Annotated in this window: 17 protein-coding genes; 11 read left to right on the top strand and 6 right to left on the bottom strand. The window is 58.5% G+C overall.

Going from position 1 to position 24,888, the window contains the following annotated elements; all coding sequences use genetic code 11:
- Window positions 1-265: 265 nt before the first annotated feature.
- The 3 genes from HDF15_RS15280 (at window position 266) to HDF15_RS15270 (ending at window position 3,090) form a co-directional block, all read left to right on the top strand.
- Window positions 266-1,351, top strand: coding sequence for an IS110 family transposase (locus tag HDF15_RS15280; protein ID WP_184257008.1), 1,086 nt, complete (start codon window positions 266-268; stop codon window positions 1,349-1,351).
- Between the two features lie 692 nt (window positions 1,352-2,043).
- Window positions 2,044-2,211 (top strand): VOC family protein, encoded by a 168-nt coding sequence (locus HDF15_RS15275; protein ID WP_184257006.1) that lies wholly within the window; start codon window positions 2,044-2,046, stop codon window positions 2,209-2,211.
- A gap of 447 nt (window positions 2,212-2,658) precedes the next feature.
- Window positions 2,659-3,090, top strand: coding sequence for a hypothetical protein (locus HDF15_RS15270; protein ID WP_184257004.1), 432 nt, complete (start codon window positions 2,659-2,661; stop codon window positions 3,088-3,090).
- Window positions 3,091-3,316: 226 nt separating this feature from the next.
- On the opposite strand, the gene HDF15_RS15265 is transcribed toward HDF15_RS15270, so the two are convergent.
- The 6 genes from HDF15_RS15265 to HDF15_RS15240 form a co-directional block, all read right to left on the bottom strand.
- Window positions 3,317-3,790: a hypothetical protein gene (locus HDF15_RS15265; RefSeq protein ID WP_184257002.1), complete on the bottom strand. Its 474-nt coding sequence runs from the start codon at window positions 3,788-3,790 to the stop codon at window positions 3,317-3,319.
- A 280-nt stretch (window positions 3,791-4,070) separates the two neighbouring features.
- A complete protein-coding gene (locus HDF15_RS15260) occupies window positions 4,071-4,409 on the bottom strand; it encodes an L-rhamnose mutarotase (RefSeq protein WP_184257000.1) in 339 nt (112 codons plus the stop codon).
- Window positions 4,410-4,482: 73 nt separating this feature from the next.
- A complete protein-coding gene (locus tag HDF15_RS15255) occupies window positions 4,483-5,121 on the bottom strand; it encodes an LUD domain-containing protein (RefSeq protein WP_184256998.1) in 639 nt (212 codons plus the stop codon).
- Window positions 5,118-6,605: a LutB/LldF family L-lactate oxidation iron-sulfur protein gene (locus HDF15_RS15250; RefSeq protein ID WP_184256996.1), complete on the bottom strand. Its 1,488-nt coding sequence runs from the start codon at window positions 6,603-6,605 to the stop codon at window positions 5,118-5,120. The genes HDF15_RS15255 and HDF15_RS15250 overlap by 4 nt, the downstream gene beginning before the upstream one ends.
- On the bottom strand, window positions 6,602-7,348 hold the full coding sequence (locus tag HDF15_RS15245; protein WP_184257035.1) for a (Fe-S)-binding protein: 747 nt from the start codon (window positions 7,346-7,348) through the stop codon (window positions 6,602-6,604). The genes HDF15_RS15250 and HDF15_RS15245 overlap by 4 nt, the downstream gene beginning before the upstream one ends.
- A gap of 326 nt (window positions 7,349-7,674) precedes the next feature.
- Window positions 7,675-8,823 carry an L-rhamnose/proton symporter RhaT gene (locus HDF15_RS15240; protein WP_184256994.1) on the bottom strand — a complete coding sequence of 383 codons (1,149 nt, stop codon included), beginning with the start codon at window positions 8,821-8,823 and terminating at the stop codon, window positions 7,675-7,677.
- A 228-nt stretch (window positions 8,824-9,051) separates the two neighbouring features.
- Here HDF15_RS15240 and HDF15_RS15235 point away from each other — a divergent pair, with 228 nt between their 5' ends.
- From HDF15_RS15235 to HDF15_RS26260, 8 genes are all read left to right on the top strand, one after another.
- Window positions 9,052-10,245 (top strand): TIM barrel protein, encoded by a 1,194-nt coding sequence (locus tag HDF15_RS15235; RefSeq protein ID WP_184256992.1) that lies wholly within the window; start codon window positions 9,052-9,054, stop codon window positions 10,243-10,245.
- 144 nt (window positions 10,246-10,389) lie between these two features.
- Entirely contained in the window at window positions 10,390-11,601 is a 1,212-nt protein-coding gene (locus HDF15_RS15230; protein WP_184256990.1) for a substrate-binding domain-containing protein, read from the top strand.
- A 594-nt stretch (window positions 11,602-12,195) separates the two neighbouring features.
- Entirely contained in the window at window positions 12,196-14,397 is a 2,202-nt protein-coding gene (locus HDF15_RS15225; RefSeq protein ID WP_184256988.1) for a bifunctional rhamnulose-1-phosphate aldolase/short-chain dehydrogenase, read from the top strand.
- The gene (locus HDF15_RS15220; protein WP_184256986.1) at window positions 14,394-15,854 is read left to right on the top strand and encodes a rhamnulokinase family protein; all 1,461 of its coding nucleotides are present in this window, start codon (window positions 14,394-14,396) and stop codon (window positions 15,852-15,854) included. Before HDF15_RS15225 ends, HDF15_RS15220 begins: the two co-directional genes overlap by 4 nt.
- 395 nt (window positions 15,855-16,249) lie before the next feature.
- The gene (locus tag HDF15_RS15215) at window positions 16,250-17,638 is read left to right on the top strand and encodes an APC family permease (protein WP_184256984.1); all 1,389 of its coding nucleotides are present in this window, start codon (window positions 16,250-16,252) and stop codon (window positions 17,636-17,638) included.
- A gap of 844 nt (window positions 17,639-18,482) precedes the next feature.
- Window positions 18,483-22,439 carry a carboxypeptidase-like regulatory domain-containing protein gene (locus HDF15_RS15210; protein WP_184256982.1) on the top strand — a complete coding sequence of 1,319 codons (3,957 nt, stop codon included), beginning with the start codon at window positions 18,483-18,485 and terminating at the stop codon, window positions 22,437-22,439.
- Window positions 22,440-22,600: 161 nt separating this feature from the next.
- Window positions 22,601-24,046 (top strand): ATP-binding protein, encoded by a 1,446-nt coding sequence (locus tag HDF15_RS15205; RefSeq protein ID WP_184256980.1) that lies wholly within the window; start codon window positions 22,601-22,603, stop codon window positions 24,044-24,046.
- A gap of 11 nt (window positions 24,047-24,057) precedes the next feature.
- Complete coding sequence (locus tag HDF15_RS26260) at window positions 24,058-24,750, top strand: response regulator transcription factor (protein ID WP_014264345.1); 693 nt, start codon at window positions 24,058-24,060, stop codon at window positions 24,748-24,750.
- Window positions 24,751-24,888: the final 138 nt, after the last annotated feature.

The raw sequence follows: 24,888 nt of genomic DNA, 5'->3' as shown, positions 1-24,888 counted from the left end.
TCCTCACGCGCTGCCGGCGACCAAGCTGCCGCCTTCCATGCTGAGGTTCAAAGAGACGCTTACCTGTTTTGTGCGAGGGACGGAACGGTGCGGGCTGTAGCTAGCGTCACCCGAAGTTCCTCGTAGAATACGGCGGTGTCCGACGGTGCAGCATGGCATGCCAGCCGCCGCACTATCACTTCCGCCGGATTCCTTCCTGCACACGGCTAATCGGTACCGATAAATGGGATGAGCAGGTCCTCCGAAGGAGGAGCAGACTGTTCCCATGAAGAAGCCAGCGCAGCACCTCATCGCTGAAGTCCCACGCAGACAGGCCAAGGTTGAGATCACGATCGGCATCGACCTTGGCGACGTCTGGAGCCATTACTGCACCCTGAACCAGGACGGAGAAGTGGTCGACCGTGGCCGCTTCAGAACTACCCCGAAGGCGATCGAGAAGTGGTTCACCGACGTGGCTCCAGCGCGGGTTGCGATGGAGGCTGGAACACACTCGATCTGGATCAGCGCACAGTTGCAGGAACTAGGTCACGAAGTCATCGTGGCGAACGTTCGCGAGTTGCGGGCGATCTCGCACAGTGACCGGAAGAGCGATCAGGTCGATGCTGAGAAGCTGGCGCGTTATGCCCGGCTTGATCCGAACATACTCCGGCCGATCGCCCACCGAACTGTCGCACAGCAGGAGGCTCTCACACTGATCCGTGCGCGGGCTTTGCTGGTGCGGCTGCGCACGGCAGCGGTGAACGCCGTTCGTGGTCTGACGAAGTCGTGTGGCTACCGTATGCCTGCTTCCGCCACAACGTGCTTCGCCCAGCGCAGCCTGGCCGTTATGCCGCCTGGACTGGCACAGGCGCTCGGTCCGGTACTTCAGCAGATCGCGGAGATGACAGTAAAGATCAAGCTGTACGACCGGCAGATCCAACACCTCGGCCAGACCGAGTATCCGGAGACGCAGGCGCTGCTGAAGGTTCACGGCGTCGGTCATCTCACCGCCCTAACCTTCGTGTTGACGCTCGGAAGCAAAGAGCGGTTCGGACGAAGTCGCGACGTTGGGTGCTATCTGGGCCTGCGACCGCGTCGAAGTCAGTCTGGAGATCATGATCCGCAGCTCGGCATCACCCACGCCGGTAACGCCTATCTCCGAAGTCTGCTAATCGAGTGCTCCAATCACATCCTTCGACCGCACGGACGAGACTCGGCCTTACGACAGTGGGGCCTGCGCCTAGCCGCCCGAGGTGGCAAGCAGGCCAGAAGTAAGGCCGTCGTTGCCGTGGCCCGCAAGCTTGCGGTGTTGCTTCATCATCTCTGGAGCACCCAAGCTACGTATATGCCGTTCTACGAACAAGCTGCTTGAGGGATCAACATGTTCACCCGTTGCGACGACACCGTGTTCCGATGACTGCGAGCCGACTTCGGCCTTCGAGGCCGACCGATAAATGGCAGCATCGACTCTCCTCTCGAACCCCAACAGGCACCGAGCTTGCATGAAGACAGCTCATCAAGAGTGCGAATAGAAACACGGTGGAGAGCAACGAAACCAAGAGCAACAACAAAAGCAAAAGCCCTATGAAGGAAAAAATAAAGAACAATCCCTTGACACTAGTGACCTGCTCATAGAAAGTCGGCTTTTGGGAAGTGATCTGTTAGAAGATTTAGTGACGGGAGGCCCAGGGCGTGTCATCAAATTCTTTCTGGAACGAAATCGAACTGTGTAACCAGTTTGTTGAGGCAAGTTGCGGAAGGGCATAGCTTCAGCTATGCCATAAAAGTCGCTCTGAAGGAGTCTACCTCTCTGCCGAAGGCTGGAGCGAAGGCGTAGCCGCAACGACTGAATTGCTTTCTTTGGTTGTGGCGAAACCGCCACCCGAGCCACAAATCCCACTCCGGCGAGCCCTACAGAGTCTTGGCAGCACGGAGGAAAGCAATTCAGTCGCTCCGGCTATGCCTTCGCTTCAGCCTTCGGCAGAGAGGAAGAGATCTGCTCACCAACTTGTTCGGCATGGCTGAAGCCATGCCCTTCCGATTCGTGCTTCGGCACAGAAAGCGATGATCAATCTGCAGGTGGATGATCTGGAGGTAGTGCTGGACCGTTTGATAGAGGAAGGCGTCACGGTCGATCCAAAACGCGAAAGCTATGACTTCGGAAAGTTCGGCTGGATCATCGACCCGGAAGGAAATCGTGCCGAGCTTTGGCAGCCTGTCGTAACGGAATGATGCTGAGTTGGCCCAGATTGGTTCTCGTAGGGCGGCTTGTCGTCAGTGATTGGTTGCTGACGGCAAGCGCGTTTCTCGGTACGCTTGGAAGGGGCTTTGCGTCACTCCAAAGAGTCATTTCAATCATCGCGCTTGTGCGTAAGTCCCACTGATGCGAGGTAAACTGGCGCGGTGAATCAAAAGAACAAGGAACTATGGGTTATTCCGAGTATCGTGACACTCGTGTGGGGACTTGTCCTCATCCCTGTGGCTGCGTGGCTGACCAATGTTCCGATGCGGACAGTCGTTACCTTCGCTGGAATCAAGAACCTCTGGTTCGCGCCGGTTTCAGCTTGGGTCGTTTTGGTTGTCCTGGTTGCGGCTGGCTGCATCTCCTGTTTGTACTGGCGCTCACGTACGGCACTCAATGAGGAACGCAGGAAGAGCCAGACTCTGGAGACTGAGGCTGTGAGTGCCAGCGAGACACAGCGGCAAGAGACGATGGACCTTATCAACACGCACCAAAGGGAAATGAACGCAATTCGCGTTCCTGCACCGTGTCTCGAAGCGGTATGGGAAGAAAGCTTTTGGGGAGAGGATACGGTCGACGGTCAACCGGCTATTTATCTGTCGGGGTGGGCTTTCTTTTCAATTCATTACGGAGCTTCGGCGTGTGTGTTGGTTCAGGCTTCCGTTAACGGCAGCGAAACAGTCTCCATTCCTTCTATTCATTTGGGAGGACGCTCGAACCGAAAACAATTCTTTACGAACGTAGTGCCGCCGATTGGGACTCATGGTGAACCTCTACAGGCGACCATCACATTTATCGATACTAGAAATCGACGCTACGTTCTTCCTGAAAGAACCTTCCAGTGGCGCTCCAGCCTTGGGGACAACTAGCGTTGACGTGCTGCGGCGGGTTGCTATCCTGGCCGTATAAGCAGCCGAACGCGATGTTGTTGGTCCCAAGCTAAACGCCGACATCTGGTGTTCTGATTCCAGTTCGCTCTGTCCGGCCACCAGACAACGGGGACCCCCATCAGTCCAGCAATATTATTGTTTCTTTAGACTGCTGCATAAAACGCATGACCATTGTCCCCCGTACGTGGGGGAGACAATGCTGGGCCTATGGTGTGTCTTTGTCTCGGTTATCCAAAAACGTTGCCTTGGAGCCCTCAAGCTCCATCTTGTTGATGACTACGGTCATGAATTGTGCGTCGGCTGAAATCTCGGGAATTGTCATCTGAATCTGTGTCTGAATGGTTGAATCTTGCATGTCCTTGAACTTCTGGCTCAACTGGGCGTAGTCGAGAACCCACTGCGTCTCAAGATTTTTGCAGCGCGCGGGAATCGGGTAAACATTTTCGTCGTGACCCTTTTGCGGAGAGTTGAGGATGTACCGATAGTAAGGGTTCTGCCCTAAGGCTAATCCGTCATGACGAGCGGCTTTGATTGCATGGTGGCACATGGCAATCTCCTCTAACTGCCCAAATTGGAATTCCACGTTGGCTTCTTGCTCGGCGCGAGAAGGTGGAGCTTGGGTCTGAGCGACAGCACTAGACCACGCGAGGATCAGCGAAAGCGCAACAAGAGTTTTCATTCACAAACCTCAATTTGAAAGGTGCAATCTGCAAAACGGAAATCGAGTCCGAAACTGAAACCTTCGAAAATTCGCCGGGAAGTGTAGATCAATCTTTCCCTTCCGCTTCGGCAACGCGAAAGTATGTCTTCATAGACTTCCACAGGTCATGAAAGGTAGGTAGGTCCTCAAAATAAAGATTAGGATACTCAGCAGCCCATAAATCCTGATAAGTCAGCTTCTTAAGTGATCCGTTCGAGGGTTTAGTGATGGAAGGGCTAGAAGTCTCCTGACAGCCTCGCTACTTCACCGGTGGCCCGTCGAAGTGAAATACCTCGCGCAACGGTGACCACTTCTCGCCCGGCAGGGCATCGGGCATCTGGGCCTGCATGGGGTCCATGATCTTCCACCAGCGTTGGGTTTCGGGGTCGGCTGCCATCTTGAGCATGTCGGCTTCGTAATCGGTGCCGTGGTACTCGAAGTAGGCGAATAACACGCCGTTGCGCAGGAAGATGCTGTAGTTGCGAATGCCGCAGTCCGCAATTCTTTCAAGTACACCGGGCCAGACGTCGGCGTGGTAGCGAATGTATTCGGCTTCGTCTTCGGCGCGGAGTTGGATGACCTGGGCGTAACGTTGCAAGGGATTGTTCTCCTGAGGCGTGGGTACTGTCGTTGCGTGGCGAGTCGATATTGGGTCGCTCGGTTGCGTTGTTTTAGCCGTAGAGGATGACGGTCAACCGGCGTGGACCGTGGACGCCGCGGATGCGTGTCATCTCGATGTCGGAGGTCGCCGATGGTCCGGAGATCGTGGTGATGGGCTTGGTGGTTCTGCCTGCGATGGCGGTCATCGCTTCAGGCAGAAGCTCGAAGACCTGGTCGCGGTGTACGAGGCAGATGTGGTGGTCGGGCATGAGCGTGATGACGCGGCGGCCCTGGGCGCCGTCGTGTACCAGGATGATTGTGCCGGTCGCGGCGACGGCGGCCTCGCAGGTGGTGACGACGGCTGCAACGCCTTCGATCTCGGAGGTGGGGAGAGCATTGTCGAGCTTGAACTCGAAGCCTGGGGGAAGACAGGCAGCGGGGAATACAGGGGCGACGAGGGCGCGGTGCTCGTCCGCGTGCTGCAGGGCTTTTGCGATGGCTTGCGGTATCTCGGATTCGGCGGTGACCTGGAGGATCTCGCTGTCGTAGTCGACGAGCCGGTCGATGAAGAGTTCCAGGCAGGCTTCGCGGCTGAGCTTTCCGATGCGGTTGTAGGTGTGAGAGAGGCGGGCGTGCGCGGCGACAGGGTCGGAGGGCGCGGTGTGCAGTGCGGAACGGACGCGGGCAAGAATCTCTTCGCGGGCGGTCATGCTCTTTCCTCGGCTTTCTTTTCGCGTGTTTCCTCTCCATTTTTATCGCGTGCTTTCCACCAGTCGCGGAAGCTCTGTTTAGGGATGGGGCGCAGGTCGCGTGAGCGTGTCCAGCCGCCGGCCATGCCGGGCAGGTTGGTGAGCTGGCCGTCGCGTTTGAAGATTGTCTGGCCGATGCGTGCGAGGCGCTGCGCGGCCTCGTAGCGGCGATGATCCTGGAAGACCGTTGCGACGGTTTGCATCGCGATGTTCTCGGCGGAGAGCTTGCCGCCGAGCGTCTTCTGGTCTTCGCGAACGACGCGTCCGCGGAGATGGATCAGCACCTCGGGGATGTTGATCTTTACCGGGCAGACCTCGTAGCAGGCACCGCAGAGAGTAGACGCAAAGGGCAGGGAACGAGAGTGTTCCAGCGACTGCAACTGCGGCGAGAGAATCGCGCCGATGGGGCCGGAGTAGATGGAGCCGTAGGCGTGGCCGCCGGTCTCGCGATAGACCGGGCAGGCGTTGAGGCAGGCTCCGCAGCGGATGCAGGCGAGGGTCTCGCGTTCGATCTCGTCTTCGAGAAGCCTGGTGCGGCCGTTGTCGAGCAGGATGACGTGAAAGGCCTGCGGGCCGTCGCCCGGAGTGACCCCGGTCCAGATGGAGTTGTAGGGATTCATGCGCTCGCCGGTGGCGGAGCGGGGAAGCGTCTGCAGGATGACTTCGAGGTCGGCGAAGGTCGGGAGGACCTTCTCGATGCCGATCAGCGTGATGAGCACCTCGGGCAGCGTGACGCACATGCGGCCGTTGCCTTCGGACTCGACGACGCCGACCGAGCCGGTGGCGGCGATGGCGAAGTTCGCTCCGCTGATACCGATCTTTGCGCGCAGAAAGCGGTCGCGCAGATAGTGGCGAGCCGCGTTGGTCAGGTCTTCGGGCTGCTCGGTGAGTTCGGGGAGGCCCATCTGCTTGCGGAAGATGTCGCGGATCTCGACACGGTTCTTGTGCAGTGCCGGAACGACGATGTGCGAGGGCTCGTCGTGGCCGAGCTGCACGATCATGTCGGCGAGGTCGGTCTCGATGGGCTTGATGCCCGCGGCTTCGAGCGCGTGGTTCATCTGCACTTCGTCGGAGGTCATCGTCTTGACCTTGATGACTTCGAGGCCGGGCTCCGTGCCGCCGTAGTGACGGATGAGGTTGATCGCGATGCTGTTGGCTTCGTCGGCGTCGCGCGCCCAGTGGACCTTGCCTCCGGCCAACTCGCAGTTGCGGGCGAACTCTTCGAGGTAGTGGTCGAGGTGCGCGAGGGTGTGCGCCTTGATGTCGCTGCCGGCCTGGCGGAGGTCTTCCCAGTCGGGCATCTCTTCTACGCGCAGCGCGCGCTTGTTACGGATGACGTTGGTGGCATGGGCCACGTTGCGGCGAAGCTGGTCGTTCTTGAGCGCGGACTTTGCGGCGATGGGGAAGTCGGGCGCTTGGGAGGTTTTGCCGACGATGACGCTCACGCTAGGCCTCCCGTGGGCTCGATGGACTCGAGGATCTCGGCCAGGTGCATCGTGCGGACCTTCGAGCCGGAGCGATGGAGGCCGCCGTAGATCTGCATCAGGCAGGAGTTGTCGAGCGCCGTCACGATCTCCGCGCCGGTCTGCACGACGCAGGCGTCTTTTTCTGTGAGCATGGCGACGGAGACGTCGGGGTTCTTTACCGCAAAGGTGCCGCCGAAACCGCAGCACTGTTCTTTGTTGGGAAGCTCCAGAAGATTAAGGCCGCGGACGGAGCGCAGCAGCTTTACGGGGGCATCGCCTACGTGCAGCATGCGGAGCGAGTGGCAGGAAGGGTGATAGGTGACGCTGTGCGGGAAGGTCGCGCCGACGTCTTCAATGCCGAGCCGGTTGACGAGCAGTTCGGAGAACTCGAAGACGCGTGGCAGCAGGCTGTGGACGTCCGCGAGGAAGGCGGGATCGTTTTCGGCTTCGGCCATCATCACGTAGTGCTCTCGCATCATGGCCACGCAGGAGGCCGAGGGAACGCAGACGGCTTCGGCATCGCGGAACATTTCGACGAAGCGGCGGACGAGGGGCACGGCCTCGCGATGGTAGCCGGTGTTGTAGTGCATCTGCCCGCAGCAGGTTTGCTGCACGGGAAACTCGACGGTGTGGCCCAGGCGTTCGATCACATGGGTGACGGCGATTCCGGTTTGAGGGAATAGCGTGTCGTTATAGCAGGCGACAAAGAGCGCGATACGCAGGGAACTCCTCCATGGAGCGTATATCAGGAGCGAAAAACAGTTTTCAAAGAGATTCTAATCTCTTTGGTGGTGCCAGCAATGTTATGTGAAGCTCTTCTGGTTGTTGCCTGTAGCTTTCGGGCGGTTTGGGCGAAGAACGGGAGGAAGCAGGTTCACTCGCTCCGCTCGGAATGACAAACCAGAAAAGCAAGAGCAAAAGCAGAAGCAGAAGCAGAAGCAGAAGCAGAAGCAAAAGCAGATTCCCTTCGGGAATGACAACCAGAAAGGCAAAGACAACAGCAAAGGCCGTGGCCGTGGCAGAGGTAATTTTTACCCGGTCGCTATTCTCAACTTACCTTGAGATAACTTCCATAACCGACCACGACCGTCGAACCAATAAGGAGAGCGAGTCCGCAGCCGACCAGCAGGCGCGTGCGCAGGCTGGTGTCCTTCCACTCTTTCAGGGCGATGCCCCACAGGTTCGCGAAGATGATGATACTCGCCATGTGCAGCGTCCAACTGGCGAAGTCGTACTTGCCCATCTTGGTGGTGCCCATGGAGTAGAAGAAGAACTGGAAGTACCAGATCACACCGGCAGCGGCCGCCAGCAGGTAGTTGCGCGTGAGGACGCTGCTGCTGATGCGCTGGGTGAGGTGGCGGGGGTCGATGTCCTGCAGCGTCTCGCCGGTGACGACGGCGGTGCCCATGGGGTTGTCGCCGGGTTCGCCGGCGAACTGGCCGATGGAGCGGTTGCGAACGATCAGGATCGCCGACCAGATGAGGTTGGTAACGAAGCCTCCCCAGAGGACGACGATCAGGACGGGAAGGTTGGACCAGAGATCGGTGCTGCCCGCGGCAACCAGTTCGGTGCGGGCGATGTCGGCGATCGGCTTGCCGGCGTCAAGGCCGAAGGCGAAGAAGGAGCTCATGATGCCCGCGAAGATCGCGATGACGAGGCCCTTGACGAAGGAGAAGTCGCGTTCCCCGGCGGCGGCCTTGTCCTCTTCGCTGATCTCCTGTTCCTTGGAGTAGCCGGCGGCTCCGCTGACAGCGATGGCGAGGATGCACATCGCTACACCGCACAGGATCACCTGTCCGGAGCGCTCGCTGATAATGGTGTGCATCTGGCCGTGAAAGATGGGCGGGATCAGGGTCCCGAAGGCCGTGCAGAAGCCCAGCGCGATAGCATAGCCCAGGCCCAGGCCCAGGTAGCGAATCGCCAGGCCGAAGGTCAGGCCGCCGACGCCCCAGAGAATGCCCCAGAAGATCGCCCAGCCGATGCTCGAAGCCGGTGCGGCGTGCAGCACCCGAAAGAGGTGAGGAACAAAGATGGAGGCCAGCAGCGGAGGGGCGATCAGCCAGGCGGCAACACCCTGGATGATCCAGTAGATCTCCCACGACCAGCGTTTAATGCCGCGAAACGGTATGAAATTGCTGGCTGAGCAGAGACCGCCAAGCCAGTGAAAGATGACGCCGATAAAGGGATTCGGTCCCACGTTGACCTCGAACGCACGTTCCGGCGATTGAATTTCGACAACTTCCGGTGGCGCAGCTATCCTAACTGATAGGGAGATCGATAAGAAACAATTTTCCTATTGAAGGGAGCTTTTTGAGGGAGTAAAAGAAAGTACGTAGCATTTCTCCTGCCAAAAAGTTTCAATACGTATTATAGTTCCGTTTGAGAAGAAGGCCCGCTTTTGCGTCAGCCCGAGGTGAATCGCTCCATGCCAACCGATCCAATCAAAGAGCGGGTGTTTCGCGCACTCGATACATTCGCCATTGAGATTCCCTCCTGGGGCTTTGCCAATACGGGGACGCGCTTCGGCAAGTACATCCAGGCCGCGGCGGCCACCAATATCGAAGAGAAGTTTGCCGACGCCGCCGAGGTCCATCGGCTGACGGGGGTTACGCCGACGCTGGCGCTGCATGTGCTGTGGGACCTGCCGAACGGCGTGGCCGACGCTCCGAAGATCCAGTCGCTGGTCGAGAAGACCGGCATCCGTGCGGGGTCGATCAATCCGAACCTGTTCCAGGAGGCCGAGTACAAGTACGGCTCCATCTGTAACCCGAGTGCGGAGGTTCGTGCGAAGGCCACCGCTCATCTGCTGGACTCGGTCGCGATCGGCAAGGCCCTGGGAGCCGCTGAGGTCTCCATGTGGGTGTCCGACGGATCGAACTACCCCGGTACGCAGAGCATGCGCCGTCGTATCGGCTGGATGAAGGAAGCTCTTGCGAAGACCCATGCGGCACTCGCGCCGGGACAGATCATGCTGGTGGAGTACAAGCCCTTTGAGCCGGCTTTCTATCACACTGACATCGCCGATTGGGGCATGGCGCTTGAGCTCGCACGCAGCGCCGGGCCGCAGGCGAAGGTGCTGGTCGACACGGGCCACCACTACCAGGGCACGAACATCGAGCAGATTGTCGCGTGGCTGATCGAACTGAATGCGCTGGGTGGGTTCCATTTCAACGACCGCAAGTATGCGGATGACGACCTGACGCTGGGCTCGATCGACCCGTACCAGATCTTCCGTATCTTCCACGAGATTCTGTTCGAGCAGAGCAAGGGCGGGGCGTTCAAGTCTCCGGCGTTCATGATCGACCAGAGCCACAATCTGAAGGGCAAGGTGGAGGCGATGGTGCAGACTGTCGTCACGGCACAGGAACTCTACGCGAAGGCTTCTCTGGTGGATCAGGACACGCTGGCCAAGCTGCAGGACAGCTGCAGCCTGGTCGATGCGGAAGAGGCCTTCCGCGGGGCGTTCTGGCAGGATGTGCGTCCGCTGCTGGCGGAGTGGCGTGAGGCGCGCGGTCTGCCCGCTCATCCGCTGGCTGCCCTGCGCGAGAGCCGCTATGTCGAGCGCACCACCGAAGAGCGCAGGGAGAAAAATGCCGGGGGCGGAAGCTCATACGCCTGAGACCCTTGTCAAGGGCGTAGAGTGCCGAATGAGGGGCCGCAAAATTGCAATTTCATCTTGAGGCCGCACGAATTCATTAGGGGAATTGGCGCTCCTTGCCGATAATGGACGCGTAGGTTTCTAACTAGTCCTAAAGAGGTTGTAATGGCGCCCAAGACGAAGACCAAGCGGCTGTACCTGATCCCCGTACTCACCAAGGCTCTCGATATCCTTGAGCTTCTGCAGAATGAAAACCAGCCGATGGTGCTGGAGACGATCCACAAGCGTACCAAGATCTCGAAGACGACGGTCTATCGAATTCTGAAGACCCTGGTGCATCGGGGCTACGTTGGGCAGACGGCGGACCGGCACTATCGGCACATCGCACGGCCCAAGAAGCTGCGCTTCGGCTTCGGCAGCCAGAGTGCGGAGATGCCGTTTTCCGAAGCCGTGACCGTAAGCCTGCGCGAGGCGGCTGCGGCGGTCGGCGTCGACCTGCTGGTGCTGGACAACCGCTACAACGCGGAGACGGCCATCGAGAATGCGGAGACGTTCATCCGCGAGCGCGTCGATGTCATCATCGAGTTCCAGGTGGACGAGCACGCCGCGCCGATTATTGCCGACAAGATCGCCGAGGCGAAGATACCCCTGATTGCAGTCGATATTCCGCATCCTCATGCGACGTACCTGGGCATCGACAACTATCGTGCGGGTCGCGAAGCGGGTGGGGTGCTGGCGGAGTTTGCGCAGCAGCGCTGGGACGGGGAGATTGACTGGATGGTAGGGCTTGATCTTGCGGAGGCCGGACAACTGGTGCAGAGCCGCATTACCGGGGCGTTTGAGGGCGTGAAGACGCGGCTGCCCAATCTGCCCGTCGAATGCTTTGTGCGGATCGATGGCAGGGGAATGCGCGACATCAGTTACAAGGTGGTCCTCGACTTTTTGAAGCGCCACCCGAAGGACAAGCACATCCTGATTGCGGCGGCGAACGATACGAGCGCGATGGGCGCTATCGCAGCCGTTCGCGATCTGGACCGCGAGAAGCACGTGGCCATTGTGGGACAGGATTGCCTGGAGGAGATGGTGATCGAGATGCAACGGCCGGGAAGCCCGGCGATTGCTTCGATCTCCCATGAGGTGGGGCTCTACGGTCCGAGGTTGATTGACCTTGGCCTGGCGTTGCTGCGCGGTGAGACGGTGGCTCCGTACAACTATGTGGAGCATCGGGCGATTACGGCGGACCGTGCCGGGCGTGTGCTGGAGGCGGATGCGGGGCTTACCGTGGCGGCTGCGGCTTCGCATGCTGGTGGCGAGAATAAATCCGCGCCGAAGCGTAGCCAGAAGCTGAAGCAGGGCGCGGCGCGGAAGACGTCGTAGCCTGGCAATTTTTGCCATAGCCCATGTGGCTGCCTTTGTTTTTCTTTCTGTCATTCCCGCAGGGAATCTGCTGGCTGGAGTGGCACGCTCTTGAGCGGGAGGACTTCGGTCCTCCCGCTACGAGTTTCTGAGCTGCGGTTTGGCTTCTACGAAAGCAATTCAGGGATAAGTCTAGGGCAGCTTGTCTCGCCATGGCTAAAGAAGGCAATTCAGTCGTTGCGGCTACGCCTTCACTCCGGCCTTCGGCAGAGAGGAAGGAACCTTTGGGCGATGCCTTGGTGGCCTGGCTGAAGCCAGGCCCTCCCGGTTTGTGCCTCAACAAACTGTTTGCACCCTTCACTCCATAAAACAGTTTGATAGCAGATCCTGGCATTCGCCCTCGTGGCCAAAGCCTTGCCTCTCCGAAACGAAAAACAGATTCCCTGCGGGAATGACAAAAGAAAGACAAACAAGAAAGGCAAAAGCAGATTGAATCTGTTCTGTGAGGATCGGATAAATACCCCTATAGAAATAGTTGTTCTATTGATAGTTGGTGTGTAATCATCATTACGCCGCGAAACTGGCGCGAGACCCACCACAGGAACCGATATCAGAATGACGACCTCGAACAAACTCCACTTTCTCGAAGACCGCTGGGATGAAGCCGTAGCTTCCAAGCTCGACGCTCCAGAGTTGTTGCGCTACCGCTCGAATCTGCTGGGCTCCGACCTGCGACTGACGAACTTTGGTGGGGGAAACACGAGCTCGAAGATCGAAGAGACTGACCCGCTCGACGGGCAGAAGAAGACGGTGCTCTGGGTCAAGGGATCTGGCGGCGATCTGGGCAGCATCAAGCGTTCCGGCTTTGCGACGCTGTACCTCGACAAGGTGCTGTCGCTGGCCAAGAGCTACAAGGGCGTTGAGTTCGAAGACGAGATCGTTTCGATGTATCCGCTCTGCACGTTCAACAACAATCCGACGGCGGCTTCGATCGACACGCCGCTGCATGGCTTTCTGCCCGCGCCGCATGTGGACCATCTGCACCCCGACTGGGCGATTGCCCTGGCTGCCTCGGCCAACGGCAAGGAGAAGATGGAAGAGTTCAATCAGCGCTTCGGCCACAAGATGGTCTGGGTGCCGTGGCAGCGTCCCGGCTTTGAGCTGGCGATGATGCTGCAGAAGGCCGTGGCGGCTACGCCCGGCTGCGACGGTGTTGTGCTCGGCGGACACGGTTTGTTTACGTGGGGACAGACGCAGCGCGAGAGCTACCTGAACACGATCACGATCATCGATCAGCTCGGACAATTTATTCAGGAACACGCAGCGAAGAAGGGACCGAGCTTTAGCGGCGCGAGGTACTCATCGCATGATGAGCGGAAGAGTCTTGCGGTGCAGTTGATGCCTGCGATTCGCGGCCGTGTCTCGGCAAAGCAGCGGGTCATCGGCAGCTTTACGGATGCGCCGGATGTGCTCGCATTTGTGAACTCGAACTCGGCGAAGCAGTTGGCGCATCTCGGCACGAGCTGCCCGGACCACTTCATTCGCACGAAGATTCGTCCGCTATTTATCGACTGGAATCCGACGGGGAGCATTACCGATCTCGAGGCCAAGCTGGATGAGGCCCTCGAAACCTATCGCGCCGAGTATGCGGAGTACTACAAGGCCCATGCGACGCCGGAATCTCCGGCCATGCGCGATGCCAGCCCGACGGTGGTACTGGTGCCGGGCGTCGGCATGTTCAGCTTCGGCAAGAACAAGGCAGAGTCGCGCATTACGGGTGAGTTCTATATCAACGCCATCCATGTAATGGAAGGCGCGGGCAGTATGGACGAGGGCAAGCTGCCCTCGGAGCTGCCGCAGGCAGGCTGTGCGCCGACTTCGGCGTTCAGCGTGCATGAGAACTACGTAGCGCTTCCGCCGAGCGAGGCCTTCCGTATCGAGTACTGGGCGCTGGAAGAGGCGAAGATTCGCCGTCAGCCTCCGGAGAAGGAACTGAGCCGGCGCGTGGTGTTGGTCGTCGGCGGAGCGAGCGGGATTGGGCGTGAGACCGTCTTGCTGGCTGCGGAACGCGGCGCGCACATCGTTGTTGCGGACCTTTCGCTTGAAGCCGCGCAGAAGGTTGCGGACGAGGCCAAAGCTATCGGTGGCAAAGAATGCGCGGTGGCAGCAGTGATCGACATTCGCAAGCGCGATGCGATCAAGAGCGCGCTGGACGCGACGATTGCGGCCTTTGGCGGCATCGACATCCTGGTCAATACCGCTGCCATCTTCCCGACCTCGCCCGACGGCATTATCACGGACGCGCAGTGGGGTGTGACGCTGGAGATTAATGTCACGGCGAACTACCTGCTCACCGATGAAGCGCAGAAGGTCTTCAAGGCGCAGGGAATTCCGGGCAGCGTGGTGCTGACGAGCTCGGCCAATGCAGTTGTGGCCAAGCGCGGCTCCGAGGCCTATGACGTGAGCAAGGCGGCGCTGAGCCACCTGGTGCGCGAGTTGGCGATTACGTACTCGCCGCTGCTGCGCGTGAACGGCATCAGTCCGGCGACGGTGGTCAAGGGATCGACGATGTTCCCGCGCGACCGTGTGAAGGCGTCGCTCACGAAGTATGGAATTCCGTTCGATGAGAGCGGCAGCGATGACGAGATTCGCAACCTGCTGGCGGCGTTCTACGCCAAGCGTACGCTGACGCATGTGCCCATCGATCCGAAGGACTGCGCTGAGGCGATCCTGTTTGTTGGCGGCCCGAAGGCTCCGGTGACGACGGGCCACCTGATCCCGGTGGACGGCGGCCTGACCGAGGCTTATCTGCGATGAGCGTGGACGGTACAGCGGCAACTCTTCCTCTTCCGGTTCCAAACGACCGACGGGCTCTGGTTGCCATCGATCTAGGAGCAGAGAGTTGCCGCGTATCGTTACTGCGCTGGCTGGAGCAGGGGCCCCGGATCCAGCTTGTCCATCGCTTTGCGAACCACGCTGTTGAACGCGCGGATGGTCTGCGGTGGGATCTCGGGATGATCCTCGAAGGGCTCTACGCCGGTCTGCGCCAGTGCGCGGAGATCGCGACCGAAGGGGTACGGTCGATCGCTGTTGACGGTTGGGCCGTGGACTATGTGCGGCTGGACGACCAGGGCACGGCTATTGCCGATCCCTTTTGTTATCGCGATGAACGTACGGTTGCGGCTGAGCCGGTGTTGCATGAACGTCTCTCCGCTGAGCGGATGCGCGAGATCACGGGCTTGCAGCTGCTGCGCATCAACAGCGTCTACCAGATGTTTGCCGACGATGTAGAGAAGAAGAAACACTGCTGGCTTAACCTGCCGGAGTATGTTCTGCATCGGCTTGGCGGCCGGGCGGTCTCGGAGCGTACGAACGCGACGCATACGCAGATGGTGGGCCTCGATGGCGAGTGGTCGAGTGAGATCTTTGGCGTGCTTGGGCAGACGATCGCGGATGCGCCTCCGATTGTTCCTCCGGGAACCGATATCGGAAAAGTGCAGGGCGAGTTGGCCATGCTGCCGGCGTTTGAGAACACGCGTCTGATCGCTCCGGCGTGTCACGATACGGCTTCGGCGATTGCGGCGATTCCTGACCCAGGCGATGACTGGGCTTACATCAGTTCGGGTACGTGGTCGCTGGTGGGAGCGCAGTTGGAGGCTCCTGTAAATTCGGCTGCCGCGCGGGAAGAGAACTTCACCAACCTGGGCGGCGTCGATGGAACGATCTGCTTCCATAAGAACGTGAACGGCATGTGGCTTCTGCGCCAGTGCATCGAGAGCTGGAGCGCAAAGGGCACGACGCTTGATCTGCCGGTACTGGTGGAGGCTTCGACGGCGTTCGGCCCTCGTGAGTATGTGCTGGATGTGGACGACCCTGACCTGATGCTGCAAGGCCATATGCCGGAGCGCATCAACGCGCAGCTTCGCCGGCGCGGGTTGGCGGAGTTGAGTGTGGATGTGAAGGATGCGGCGGAGATGGCTTCGTTTCTCTTCTACAGTCTGGCGGCGCGTTATGCGCATGTGCTGCACAGCGTGGCGGAGATTACGGGCAAGCGCTTTCGGCGGCTCTACCTTATGGGTGGTGGAAGCCAGAATGAGTTTCTGAATCGGCTGACGGCGGAGGCTACGGGACTTGAGGTGCTGCGGGCTGGGACGGAGTGCTCGACCCTGGGGAACTTCGCTGTTCAGCTTGCGACCCTGGAGAAGACGGGTGAGACGGTGTCGCGACCGGCGTGTGTCTGGGCGGCGAGGCTTGCGAACGCGCAGCAGGGTTAGAGCTTCTAAGTTTTGCTGTTGTTTGTTTTTCGTCGTCATCCTGAGCCGTATGCGAAGGACCCCCGCATTTTGGATCACCAGTAGCGATATGGGAAGCCACAGATCAAGGGAGCATAGCTGAGGCAGAGATTGTCGCCCTTCCAGGTCTCGCCACCGCAGCGCAGTTGTGCCTCGCCCAATGCGGGGGTCCTTCGCCTACGGCTCAGGATGACGACGAAGAACAAGCAACCACAAGAACAAGCAACGGCAAAAACAAACAACAGCGGAACAAGCGACAGCCAAGAACAGGCCGCAGCAAAAACTGCGCTATGCTGAATCCACACGAATCATCCAGCCGGTTACACCGGCCCAGTTATCTGGGTCCTTAACCGAACTTCTACCTGCGAGGTTGAACGATGGATTCTTCCACGGTCGCGACGATCAGCGACGGTCCGGAGACAGCGGCCTCGCCCTCGTATGGGTTGCGGCAGCAGGTACTCTCGCCGCTCGAAACCCTGGCGCAGTCCATCTCTCTGATTGCACCCAGCACGACACCTACGCTTACAGTGCCGCTGGTCTTCGGATTGTGTGGGGCGGGTACGGGGCTTGCCTATCTGATCGCTCTGGCTGCAATCGTACTGGTTGCCATGTGCGTGGCGAGTTTTGCGCGAGAGTCGGCTTCACCCGGTTCGCTGTATAGCTATACGCGCTCGTCGCTTTCTCCGGCGTGGAGTGCGCTTACCGCATGGGCACTGTTCTTTGCGTATGTGATGACTGCGTCATCGGTCATCGGAGGCTTCCTCAACTACGCCTACATCTTTCTCGATGAATACCATCTGCATGTGTCTCCTGTGCTGCTTTCGCTGGTGGCGGCGGGTGGAGCGATGGCGGTCGCGTACCGCGATGTAAAGGTATCGGCGGAGCTGATGCTCTGGATCGAGGCGATCTCGGTATGCCTGATTACCTTCGTCGTCGGTATTACGCTGTGGAAGCATGGTCTGCATTTTGACATGTCGCAGGTCCGCCTCCGAGGAGTTTCAGCGCCGCAGGTAAGGATGGGCGTCATGCTGGCGATCTTCAGCTTCGTAGGCTTCGAGAGTGCAACGACCCTTGGTGCGGAGGCCCGCGAACCTCTGAAGACGATTCCTCGCGCTGTGATCCAAAGTGCTCTGCTGGCGGGCTTATTCTTCATTGTCTGCGCGTATGGTGAGGTGCTTGGATTCCACGGAGCCTCCACCACGCTGGATGCCAGCGCCGCGCCCTTTCACTACCTCTCCGCGCAGGCTGGTGTCAGGTTTGTTGGCCCGATCATCGATGCGGGCGTGCTCGTTAGCATGCTGGCGGCGACGCTGGCTTGCGTTATCGCCGCTTCGCGCGTTCTGCTGTTGATGGCTCATCACGGCCTGGCGCATAGCCGGTTCGGAGTCACGCATGCCCGGAACGAGACGCCTGGTATGGCCAGTATTCTTGCGGCAGTACTCGCCTTTGTGCCTGTAGGAGTGCTCGCCCATCGAGGAGCCAGCGGCGCCGATATCTATGGCTGGATGGGCACGCTCGCCGTCTTTGGCTTTCTTACGGCATACACGTTGGCGGCGATTGCGCTCGCCGTGCATCTGCGGCGAGAGCAGCGTCTGAGCGTGGGGTCAGGTTTGCTCGCCGCCGTTGCCACAGTGGCGATGATTGCCGCACTACTCTGGAATATCTTTCCCGTGCCGCCTGCGCCACAGCGTTATTTTCCTTACATCTACCTTGTGTACCTGGTGTTAGCGATGGCCTGGTATGGAATCAGCAAGCGTGAAGCGTAGGGTGTGTCACCTAATTCGACATTGCTATTTGAGATAAAGATTGGCCGACCCATTTCGTGCCTACAGAAATACAAAAGGGAGAGGAAATGTTCAAACAGTCACGGGTATAAGCCCCGAAGGGGCGACCTATACCAGCCCAGGGTGGAGGCATGCGCAGCGAGTGTTTTATCCTCGCCGGGGTGCCGGAACCTTGGGGCAAGTGGCAAATTAGATTGAGCGCTGTAAGCGCGACCTATCGTGCAACAGCGATAGATCGCCCCTACAGGGCTCTACCTTCACTGGGCTCCCAACCCAGGGTTACGGCGACACGGCGAGCAAAGAACGCTCGTGAGTCGCCTCACCCTGGGCTGGGATATATCGCCCCTTTGGGGCTTATACCCGTGGCTGTTTGAGCTTCTACACTCCATCTTGTGTGGATGTAGGCGCAAAGTGAGCAGACCTTGTCTTTATCTCGAACAGCAGTTGGATGACACACCCTGGAGCGTCGAAAAGCATATTCCTATTGGCCTGAGATGAATTCTCGGTTATTCTTTGGTCATCGCAACAATTCATGGGACGCAATCTGCTGCCCTCATCCAGTATCTGGCTTCGAACTTAACCATTCGATCAAATGCATTTTTGCATTTAGTCGAATTGCTCAGTAAGTGTCCTTGAGGCACGGCGCGGAGTTGTATCTGCCGTCGAAACTAGAACGTACAACCCCGGAATACAGAGGGCTGTCCCTCCGTTTTCAGACATACCGATTGCACCGGAAACGAGTTTCAGAACGACGGCCGCTGGGCTGCATGCGATACGTGTTTCTTCTTTGCAGCTCTCCCGTAGGTTCTTCCCAGGAGGTAACACCTTGCTCTCCCTACGCAGAATGGCCGCGGCCTTTGCTCTTTCCACTTTCTGTCTCTTCCTGCTTGCGCCGCTTGTTGCGCGAGCGCAGCAGACTCTCGGAGGGATCGTTGGAACCGTGACCGATCCTTCGGGAAGCGTCGTACCTGGGGTGCAGGTGAAGGCTGTTTCGGACGATACGAAGCTTACCCGTACCGCACAGTCCAGCGCGCAAGGTTCCTACACATTGAATGACCTGCCTATCGGTAAGTACACTCTGACGTTTACGCGCGACGGTTTTTCGAGCCAGAGATATCCCGGCATCCTGGTCCAGGCTGACCGTACGATCACCCTTCCGGCGCAGCTTGCGGTGGGAGCTGTATCGGATTCCGTAACCGTCGATGTCAATCCGCTGCTGAATGCGACCGACACCACGAACGGCTATGTGCTTGACAAGTCGCAGATTGAAGCGATTCCACTGCCGACGGGCAGCTTTACCGGAGTGGCGATTCTTTCGCCCGGAGTTAACTCCGAACTTGCGGGCGGTACGGGTGCGAACTCCGGCCTGGGCAACGCTCCCATCTGGGCCAATGGCCAGCGCGATACGAGCAACAGCTTCTCGTTGAATGGCGTCGACGCCAGCAGCCTGTTCAACGGCAAGAGCACCAGCCAGGTGGGTTCGGCTCGCGTGATCAACAGCACGGGCGTTTCTACCAGCAATGGCGCGGCTGGCGTCATTCAATCCGCAGCCTCTATCTACCTTTCGATCGGTAATGCTATTCCTACTCCGGCTCCTGAGACAATCGCGGAGGTTCGTGTCAACGCTTCGATGTACGACGCGCAGCAGGGTTCTACCTCCGGTGCGCACATCGACCTGAGCACCGCCTCCGGCACGAACACCTATCACGGCACGCTCTATGGCCGTCGCGGCACGAACTGGATCAATGCCGCTCCCTTCTTCTTCAAGAACGATATGGATGTTCCCGACAACCTGAAGAACCCCGAGCTGCACCGCTATCTTGTCGGCGGTACGTTCGGTGGTCCCATCCTCAAGGACAAGCTCTTCGGCTTTCTCTCCTACCAGCATCTGCATGTCTCCGATCAGGAGATCGGCGACTCCTTCATGAACGTCCCTGTCGGGCTCTCCGACAGCACTCGCAGCGCCTCAGGCTTTGCAAGCATCGTGAACGCACAATTTCCAGATGCCAACCAGACTCTTAGTGCCGGCAATATCGATCGGACAGCCCTGGCTCTTTTCAACTCGCCCGCATTGCCCGGAGAGCCTGGTAAGTGGCTCATCCCCAATGACACCGGATCGGCAAGTCTGTCTCCGACGCATCCCTTCAACGCCTTCTTGCCGGGAACCGGCCGCTTCAAGGCGGACATGCTGGTCGCGAACCTCGACTACAACGCCACGACCAAGGACACGATCGCGCTGAAGTACTACTATCAGCACGATCCCACGCTCGCGCCCTATTCCTACTCCAATGTTCCCGGCTTCACCGAGCACCTCGACTCCGGCGCGCAGGTCTTCTCCATCGTCAACACCTACCTGGTGAAGTCCAACCTGAGTACGACAGAGACACTGGGTTTTCTGCGCGAGAAGACCTGGGGCGACAACGAGCAGCCCTTCGGTCCGAGCGCTATCCCCGGCGGTTCGGAGGGTAATGTCTCCATCAACGAATTTGGTTCGAACTACTTTCCCGGTGTTTCGATCGTGAATGTATTGGGCAGCGCTGCAGCCAACGCCGGTCTCTCCGGCACGGGCATCCTGAACATCGGTCCCAATGCGGAAGGGCAATCGTCGAACACGGGTGTCTTTCAGAACCGCTTGCAGCCTACCGGTAACGCGATCTGGACGATCGGCAAACACACGGTCAGCTTCGGAACCAGCTACAGCTATACCCAACTCAACACCATCGACAAGCGTACGGGTACAGGTACCGTCGCCACGGATGACCTGAGTGCGTTTGCGCAGGGCTACGTCACTCCTGGCAGCTCTTCTACGAGCTTCTATGTCAGCTCTTTTCTGCAGGGCGATGCCAGCCGTTACTATCGGGCGAACCAGATCGGAAGCTACGTGCAGGACAAGTTCCAGGTCACGCCGACTCTCAGCTTGACGGCCGGTGTGCGCTACGATTGGGACGGTGGACTAACGGAGAAGCAGGGGCGCATCTTCAACTTCGATTTCCCCGATGCCAGCCATCCCAACGATCCGAACGCCTATCAGTACAACGCGGTAGCGGACGTGATCACGCAGCCCGGCTTCATCATCGCCGGTAACAATGCGAACGGTACTTCAGGCGTAAGTCCAACGACTCTTACTGGCCGCCAATGGGGGATTGGTCCGCGTATCGGGGCAGCCTGGCAGCCCGAGATGTTCCATAACAAAGTCGTTATTCGTAGCGGCTTTGGCATGTACTACGACCGTGGCGAGCTGTTCAGCTACTTCTCGCCTGGATATGCGATCGGCACCGTTACGGGTGGCCCCTTCGGCGTCAATCAGCAGTTGCCTTTTGTAACTGCGCAGAGCTGCCCGAACAATACTCTCTACGACGGTTACATTCCTACCTGCGGCGCGAATAACCTGGGGCCGGGTAATACGAACGATCCCTTCTCCCCTCCGAACCAGACGCCTACGGCGGCAACCGGTAACCTGGCTAATCCTTATACGAATGTTCAGTCCGCGGCCCCTTCCAATCCCAAGGCCTCTGACCTGAGTAAGTACCTGCCGAACCTGGGGGAGATTAACAACGGAGGGCGGCCTATCTCGCTGGGCGTTTATGATCGTGGCAACAAGCTGCCCTATACCTATAACTACACGCTGGACGTTCAATGGCAGCCACGCAACGATCTGGCTATCGAGCTTGGCTACGTTGGCAATCTTGGGCGCCATCAGGTCATTCCTGTTCCGTTCAACCAGCCGGGAATTGCCTCGCCTACTAGCCCCATTCATGGTGAAACCCTCTCCTACGGTTACAACGTAGGCGGAGCTACGCTGAATAATGGCAGCAGCTACGACACCGATTATGAGGGAGGCAACGTCGACCATCGCGTTCCTTATATCGGCTACGCGGCGGAATCGATCGACTATAAGGCCGCTGGCGTCGATGCCTATAACGCGCTGACGGCCCACATTGAAAAGCGCATGAGCCACGGCCTGCAGGTCGCTGCGTCTTACACCTACTCCCACGCGCTCGACGAACAGAGCGGCCTGGGGCTCTTCTATAACGGCAATAACCCACTCAACCTGCGGGACGGATACGCTTCGTCCGACTTTGACCGCACCCATGTCATCAACTTCAATTACGTTTACAAGCTGCCGGATTTTGCTACCAAGTTCACTGCTAAAGGCTACCTGGAAAATGGCTGGTCGCTGGTCGGCCTTACCGTGCTACAGAGCGGCCAGCCCTATAGCGTCATCGATTTCAGCGGTGCCATCGGCAGTGTTTACTACGGTGTCAGCGACGGCATTACCAACCCCATTGTGCCGCTGGCTCCTGGCTGTACGCCGAAGAATGCCAAGACCGGTCTCTCCGGAGCGTTTGGAGACTTTGCTCTCAAGACCTCCTGCTTCGCTATCCCGGTACTGCCCGCAGGAGGGTTGAATGGTGCTATCCCCGCCTCCGATCCTTACGAAACGAACTTCACTACCGGACAACGCAATATCTTCCGCCAGGCCTTTCAGAAGCGCGCGGACGCCTCCCTGGTCAAGGTCACCAGCATTACGGATCGTTACAGCCTCAAGTACACGTTCGATGTCTACAACCTCACCAACACCAGCAGCTTCGATGTTCCTGGCAACGAGGTGTCGCAGAACCAGAACTACAATGGATTCCCGGTCGCTGGGACCCCGGTTCTACCTACATCCTGCAATGCCAGCAACACGGGTTTCTATAATTGCCCCTTTAGTCTCGGTTCTGTCACCCACACCATCGGCAGCGCGCGCCAGATTCAGATGTCGTTGCAGTTGAGTTTCTGACGTGGTTCGTTACCGAAGCATAAAATGGCGAAGCCTAGGGGCTTCGCCATTTTGTTTTGCTATCCGGAGGATGATTTGCAGGGGTGAGCTGATGAAGATCGCCGAATAACAGCTTCATGCCTTCTTTAGGCATATTTATCTATCCTTATAGAGGAGATACTTTGTCCGTTCGCCTCAGATCCGTCATTGCCACACTCGCAGCCTGCGTATTGGTTGTTGCGTTCGGGGCTATCAACGTTCGGCATACGTTGGGTCTCGCGACCATGATTCCGCTCTATATGCTGCTGACGCTCCTGGTGGCGTGGCGAGTCGGGTTTCGCGCAGCCATGGTGGTATCGATCTGCGCTACGGTGAGCCTGGACCTGTTTTTTTCGGAGCCGCTCTTTACGCTTCGCGTCGCCTCGCCAGAGAACATCACGGCCCTCGCCACATTCATCTGCGTGTCGCTGCTGGTAAGCTATCTTTCCCATACGGTGAGGCGGACGGACCGGGCCTTACAGCGTCACGATGAGCAGCAATTGGCGCTCTATGAGTTATTGCAACGCATGTTGCTCCTGGACTGGAGAGAGTCCGTCGGCATCCATCTCAGCATGCTGGTGCAGCAGTGCTTTCATCTTGACGGTGTCGGTCTCTGGGAGGCTCATGGAGAACGCTTTGCCTGGACTGGCGATGCCGAAGGGGCCTCCGAGTCTCTGAGAGCGGCCTTGTTGGCAGACCGGGATGTCGATTCCGAAAGCAGGAAAGAAGCGATTCGTGTGCTGCGTTCCGGAACACGCCCGGTCGGGGCGGTGCTGTTGCGTGGAGACTTGATCGATCCGCTGATGGCCAGCGCGATCGGCACGCTGATGGCCTCCGCGCTGGAAAGGGCTCGCGCGCTCAAAGCAGAGGTTGTGGCCGAGTCTGAAAAGCTCTCCGAACAGCTTCGTTCGGCGGTGCTCGATGGGCTGGCGCACGCGGTGAAGACACCGCTGACGACGATTGCCATTTCGAGTGCGGGACTGTCCGAGATCGGCGGACTTACGCCGGTCCAGATCGAACTCGTCGATCTCATCGAAGGGCAGGCGTCCCGGCTGTCGAGCCTTACCAATAAGTTGCTTCGTACCTCCAGGCTTGATGTTGGTGAGATGAAGCTGCACCGAAAGCCACTGGAGTTGCGTGCGCTGCTGCAGGCGACGATCGAAGAGCTGGGCTCCGAGTTCGATACCGAGCGGCTTCATACGCACTTTGAAGAGGGGCTGGCTATTGAAGGGGATCGTGAGTTGCTCAGTATGGCCCTGGCCCAGATTCTCGAGAACGCGCTGAAGTATAGCCCGGCAGCCTCTGCCATTGAGTTGTCCGCGAAGGCGGATGGAGGCTCCGTGATTCTTTCGATTCACAATGACGGCTCGTACATTCCAGTGGAAGAACGGGCTTTGATCTTCCGGCGCTTCTATCGCAGCCAGGATGTGGAGCATCGGGCACCTGGGACGGGAATTGGGCTTTCCGTCGCATTGCGAGCGGTCGAAGCGCATGGTGGTGAGCTATGGGTGGAGAGCGAGCGCGATACGGGAACTACCTTCTCTATCTCGCTCCCCGCTAAAGGTCTTTCTATTTCGTTATCTGCATAAAGGAGAAGCCAGTGACACAAGGCTCGGTATTAATCGTTGAAGATGATTCTGCTCTAAGGCACAGTTTGCACAGCACACTGCAGGCCCTTGGATTTACTGTGGCCGATGCCTCCAATGGAGAGAACGGTCTGCTGGAGCTGCGCAAGACCGCTTATGACGTCGTGCTGCTCGATCTGAATATGCCGGGTATCGGAGGCATGGCAACCTGTCACAAGATGCGGGAAGCCTATCCCCGGCTGCCTATTATCGTGTTGACCGTTCGCGACAAGGAAGAAGATAAAGTGCTCGCACTGGACGCCGGTGCTGACGACTATGTCACCAAGCCCTTCCAGTTGTCTGAGCTGGCAGCACGCATTCGCGCGGCTGTTCGCCGGGTGCGCACTCCGGTAGGAGAAGATACACGCGCGATACAGATTGGCGATGTGGCAATCGATCCGGTTACGCATCGCGTTACGAAGCGCGATGAAGAGTTGCACATGACGCCCAAGGAGTTCGAGCTGCTGCATCTGCTGATGCAGCATGCGGGAAAGCCGCTCGCGCATAATCGTCTGTTGAAGACGATCTGGGGGTCGGAGTATGGCGGCGAGCGGGAGTATCTGCGGACCTACATTAGCCAGTTGCGGAAGAAGATCGAGGATGATCCTGCTGCGCCGCAGTATCTTCTTACTGAGAATTATGTCGGGTATAGGTTTCGGCAGGAGTAGGTGCTTGAGGTATGGCTTCAGTTAGCCATACCTCAATTGGTTTATTCGTAGTCTTTAATATCGTTCTATCTCGCCACTAAAGCGTCATCCTGAGCGGAGCGTCCCGTTTTTGGGACGCGGAGTCGAAGGACCCCGAGG

This window comes from Granulicella mallensis (assembly GCF_014203225.1).
Lineage (GTDB): Bacteria > Acidobacteriota > Terriglobia > Terriglobales > Acidobacteriaceae > Granulicella > Granulicella mallensis_A.
Note: the sequence above shows the minus strand (reverse complement) of the source record. Positions and strands in the feature narration are given on the sequence as shown.

Bases quoted from the DNA above. Each gene is read 5' to 3' on its own strand.
- HDF15_RS15230 (WP_184256990.1), top strand. From the start codon at position 10,390: ATGGCGCCCAAGACGAAGACCAAGCGGCTGTACCTGATCCCCGTACTC.
- HDF15_RS15255 (WP_184256998.1), bottom strand. From the start codon at position 5,121: ATGACCGCCCGCGAAGAGATTCTTGCCCGCGTCCGTTCCGCACTGCAC.
- HDF15_RS15280 (WP_184257008.1), top strand. From the start codon at position 266: ATGAAGAAGCCAGCGCAGCACCTCATCGCTGAAGTCCCACGCAGACAG.
- HDF15_RS15275 (WP_184257006.1), top strand. From the start codon at position 2,044: ATGATCAATCTGCAGGTGGATGATCTGGAGGTAGTGCTGGACCGTTTG.
- HDF15_RS15220 (WP_184256986.1), top strand. From the start codon at position 14,394: ATGAGCGTGGACGGTACAGCGGCAACTCTTCCTCTTCCGGTTCCAAAC.
- HDF15_RS15225 (WP_184256988.1), top strand. From the start codon at position 12,196: ATGACGACCTCGAACAAACTCCACTTTCTCGAAGACCGCTGGGATGAA.
- HDF15_RS15215 (WP_184256984.1), top strand. From the start codon at position 16,250: ATGGATTCTTCCACGGTCGCGACGATCAGCGACGGTCCGGAGACAGCG.
- HDF15_RS15265 (WP_184257002.1), bottom strand. From the start codon at position 3,790: ATGAAAACTCTTGTTGCGCTTTCGCTGATCCTCGCGTGGTCTAGTGCT.
- HDF15_RS15235 (WP_184256992.1), top strand. From the start codon at position 9,052: ATGCCAACCGATCCAATCAAAGAGCGGGTGTTTCGCGCACTCGATACA.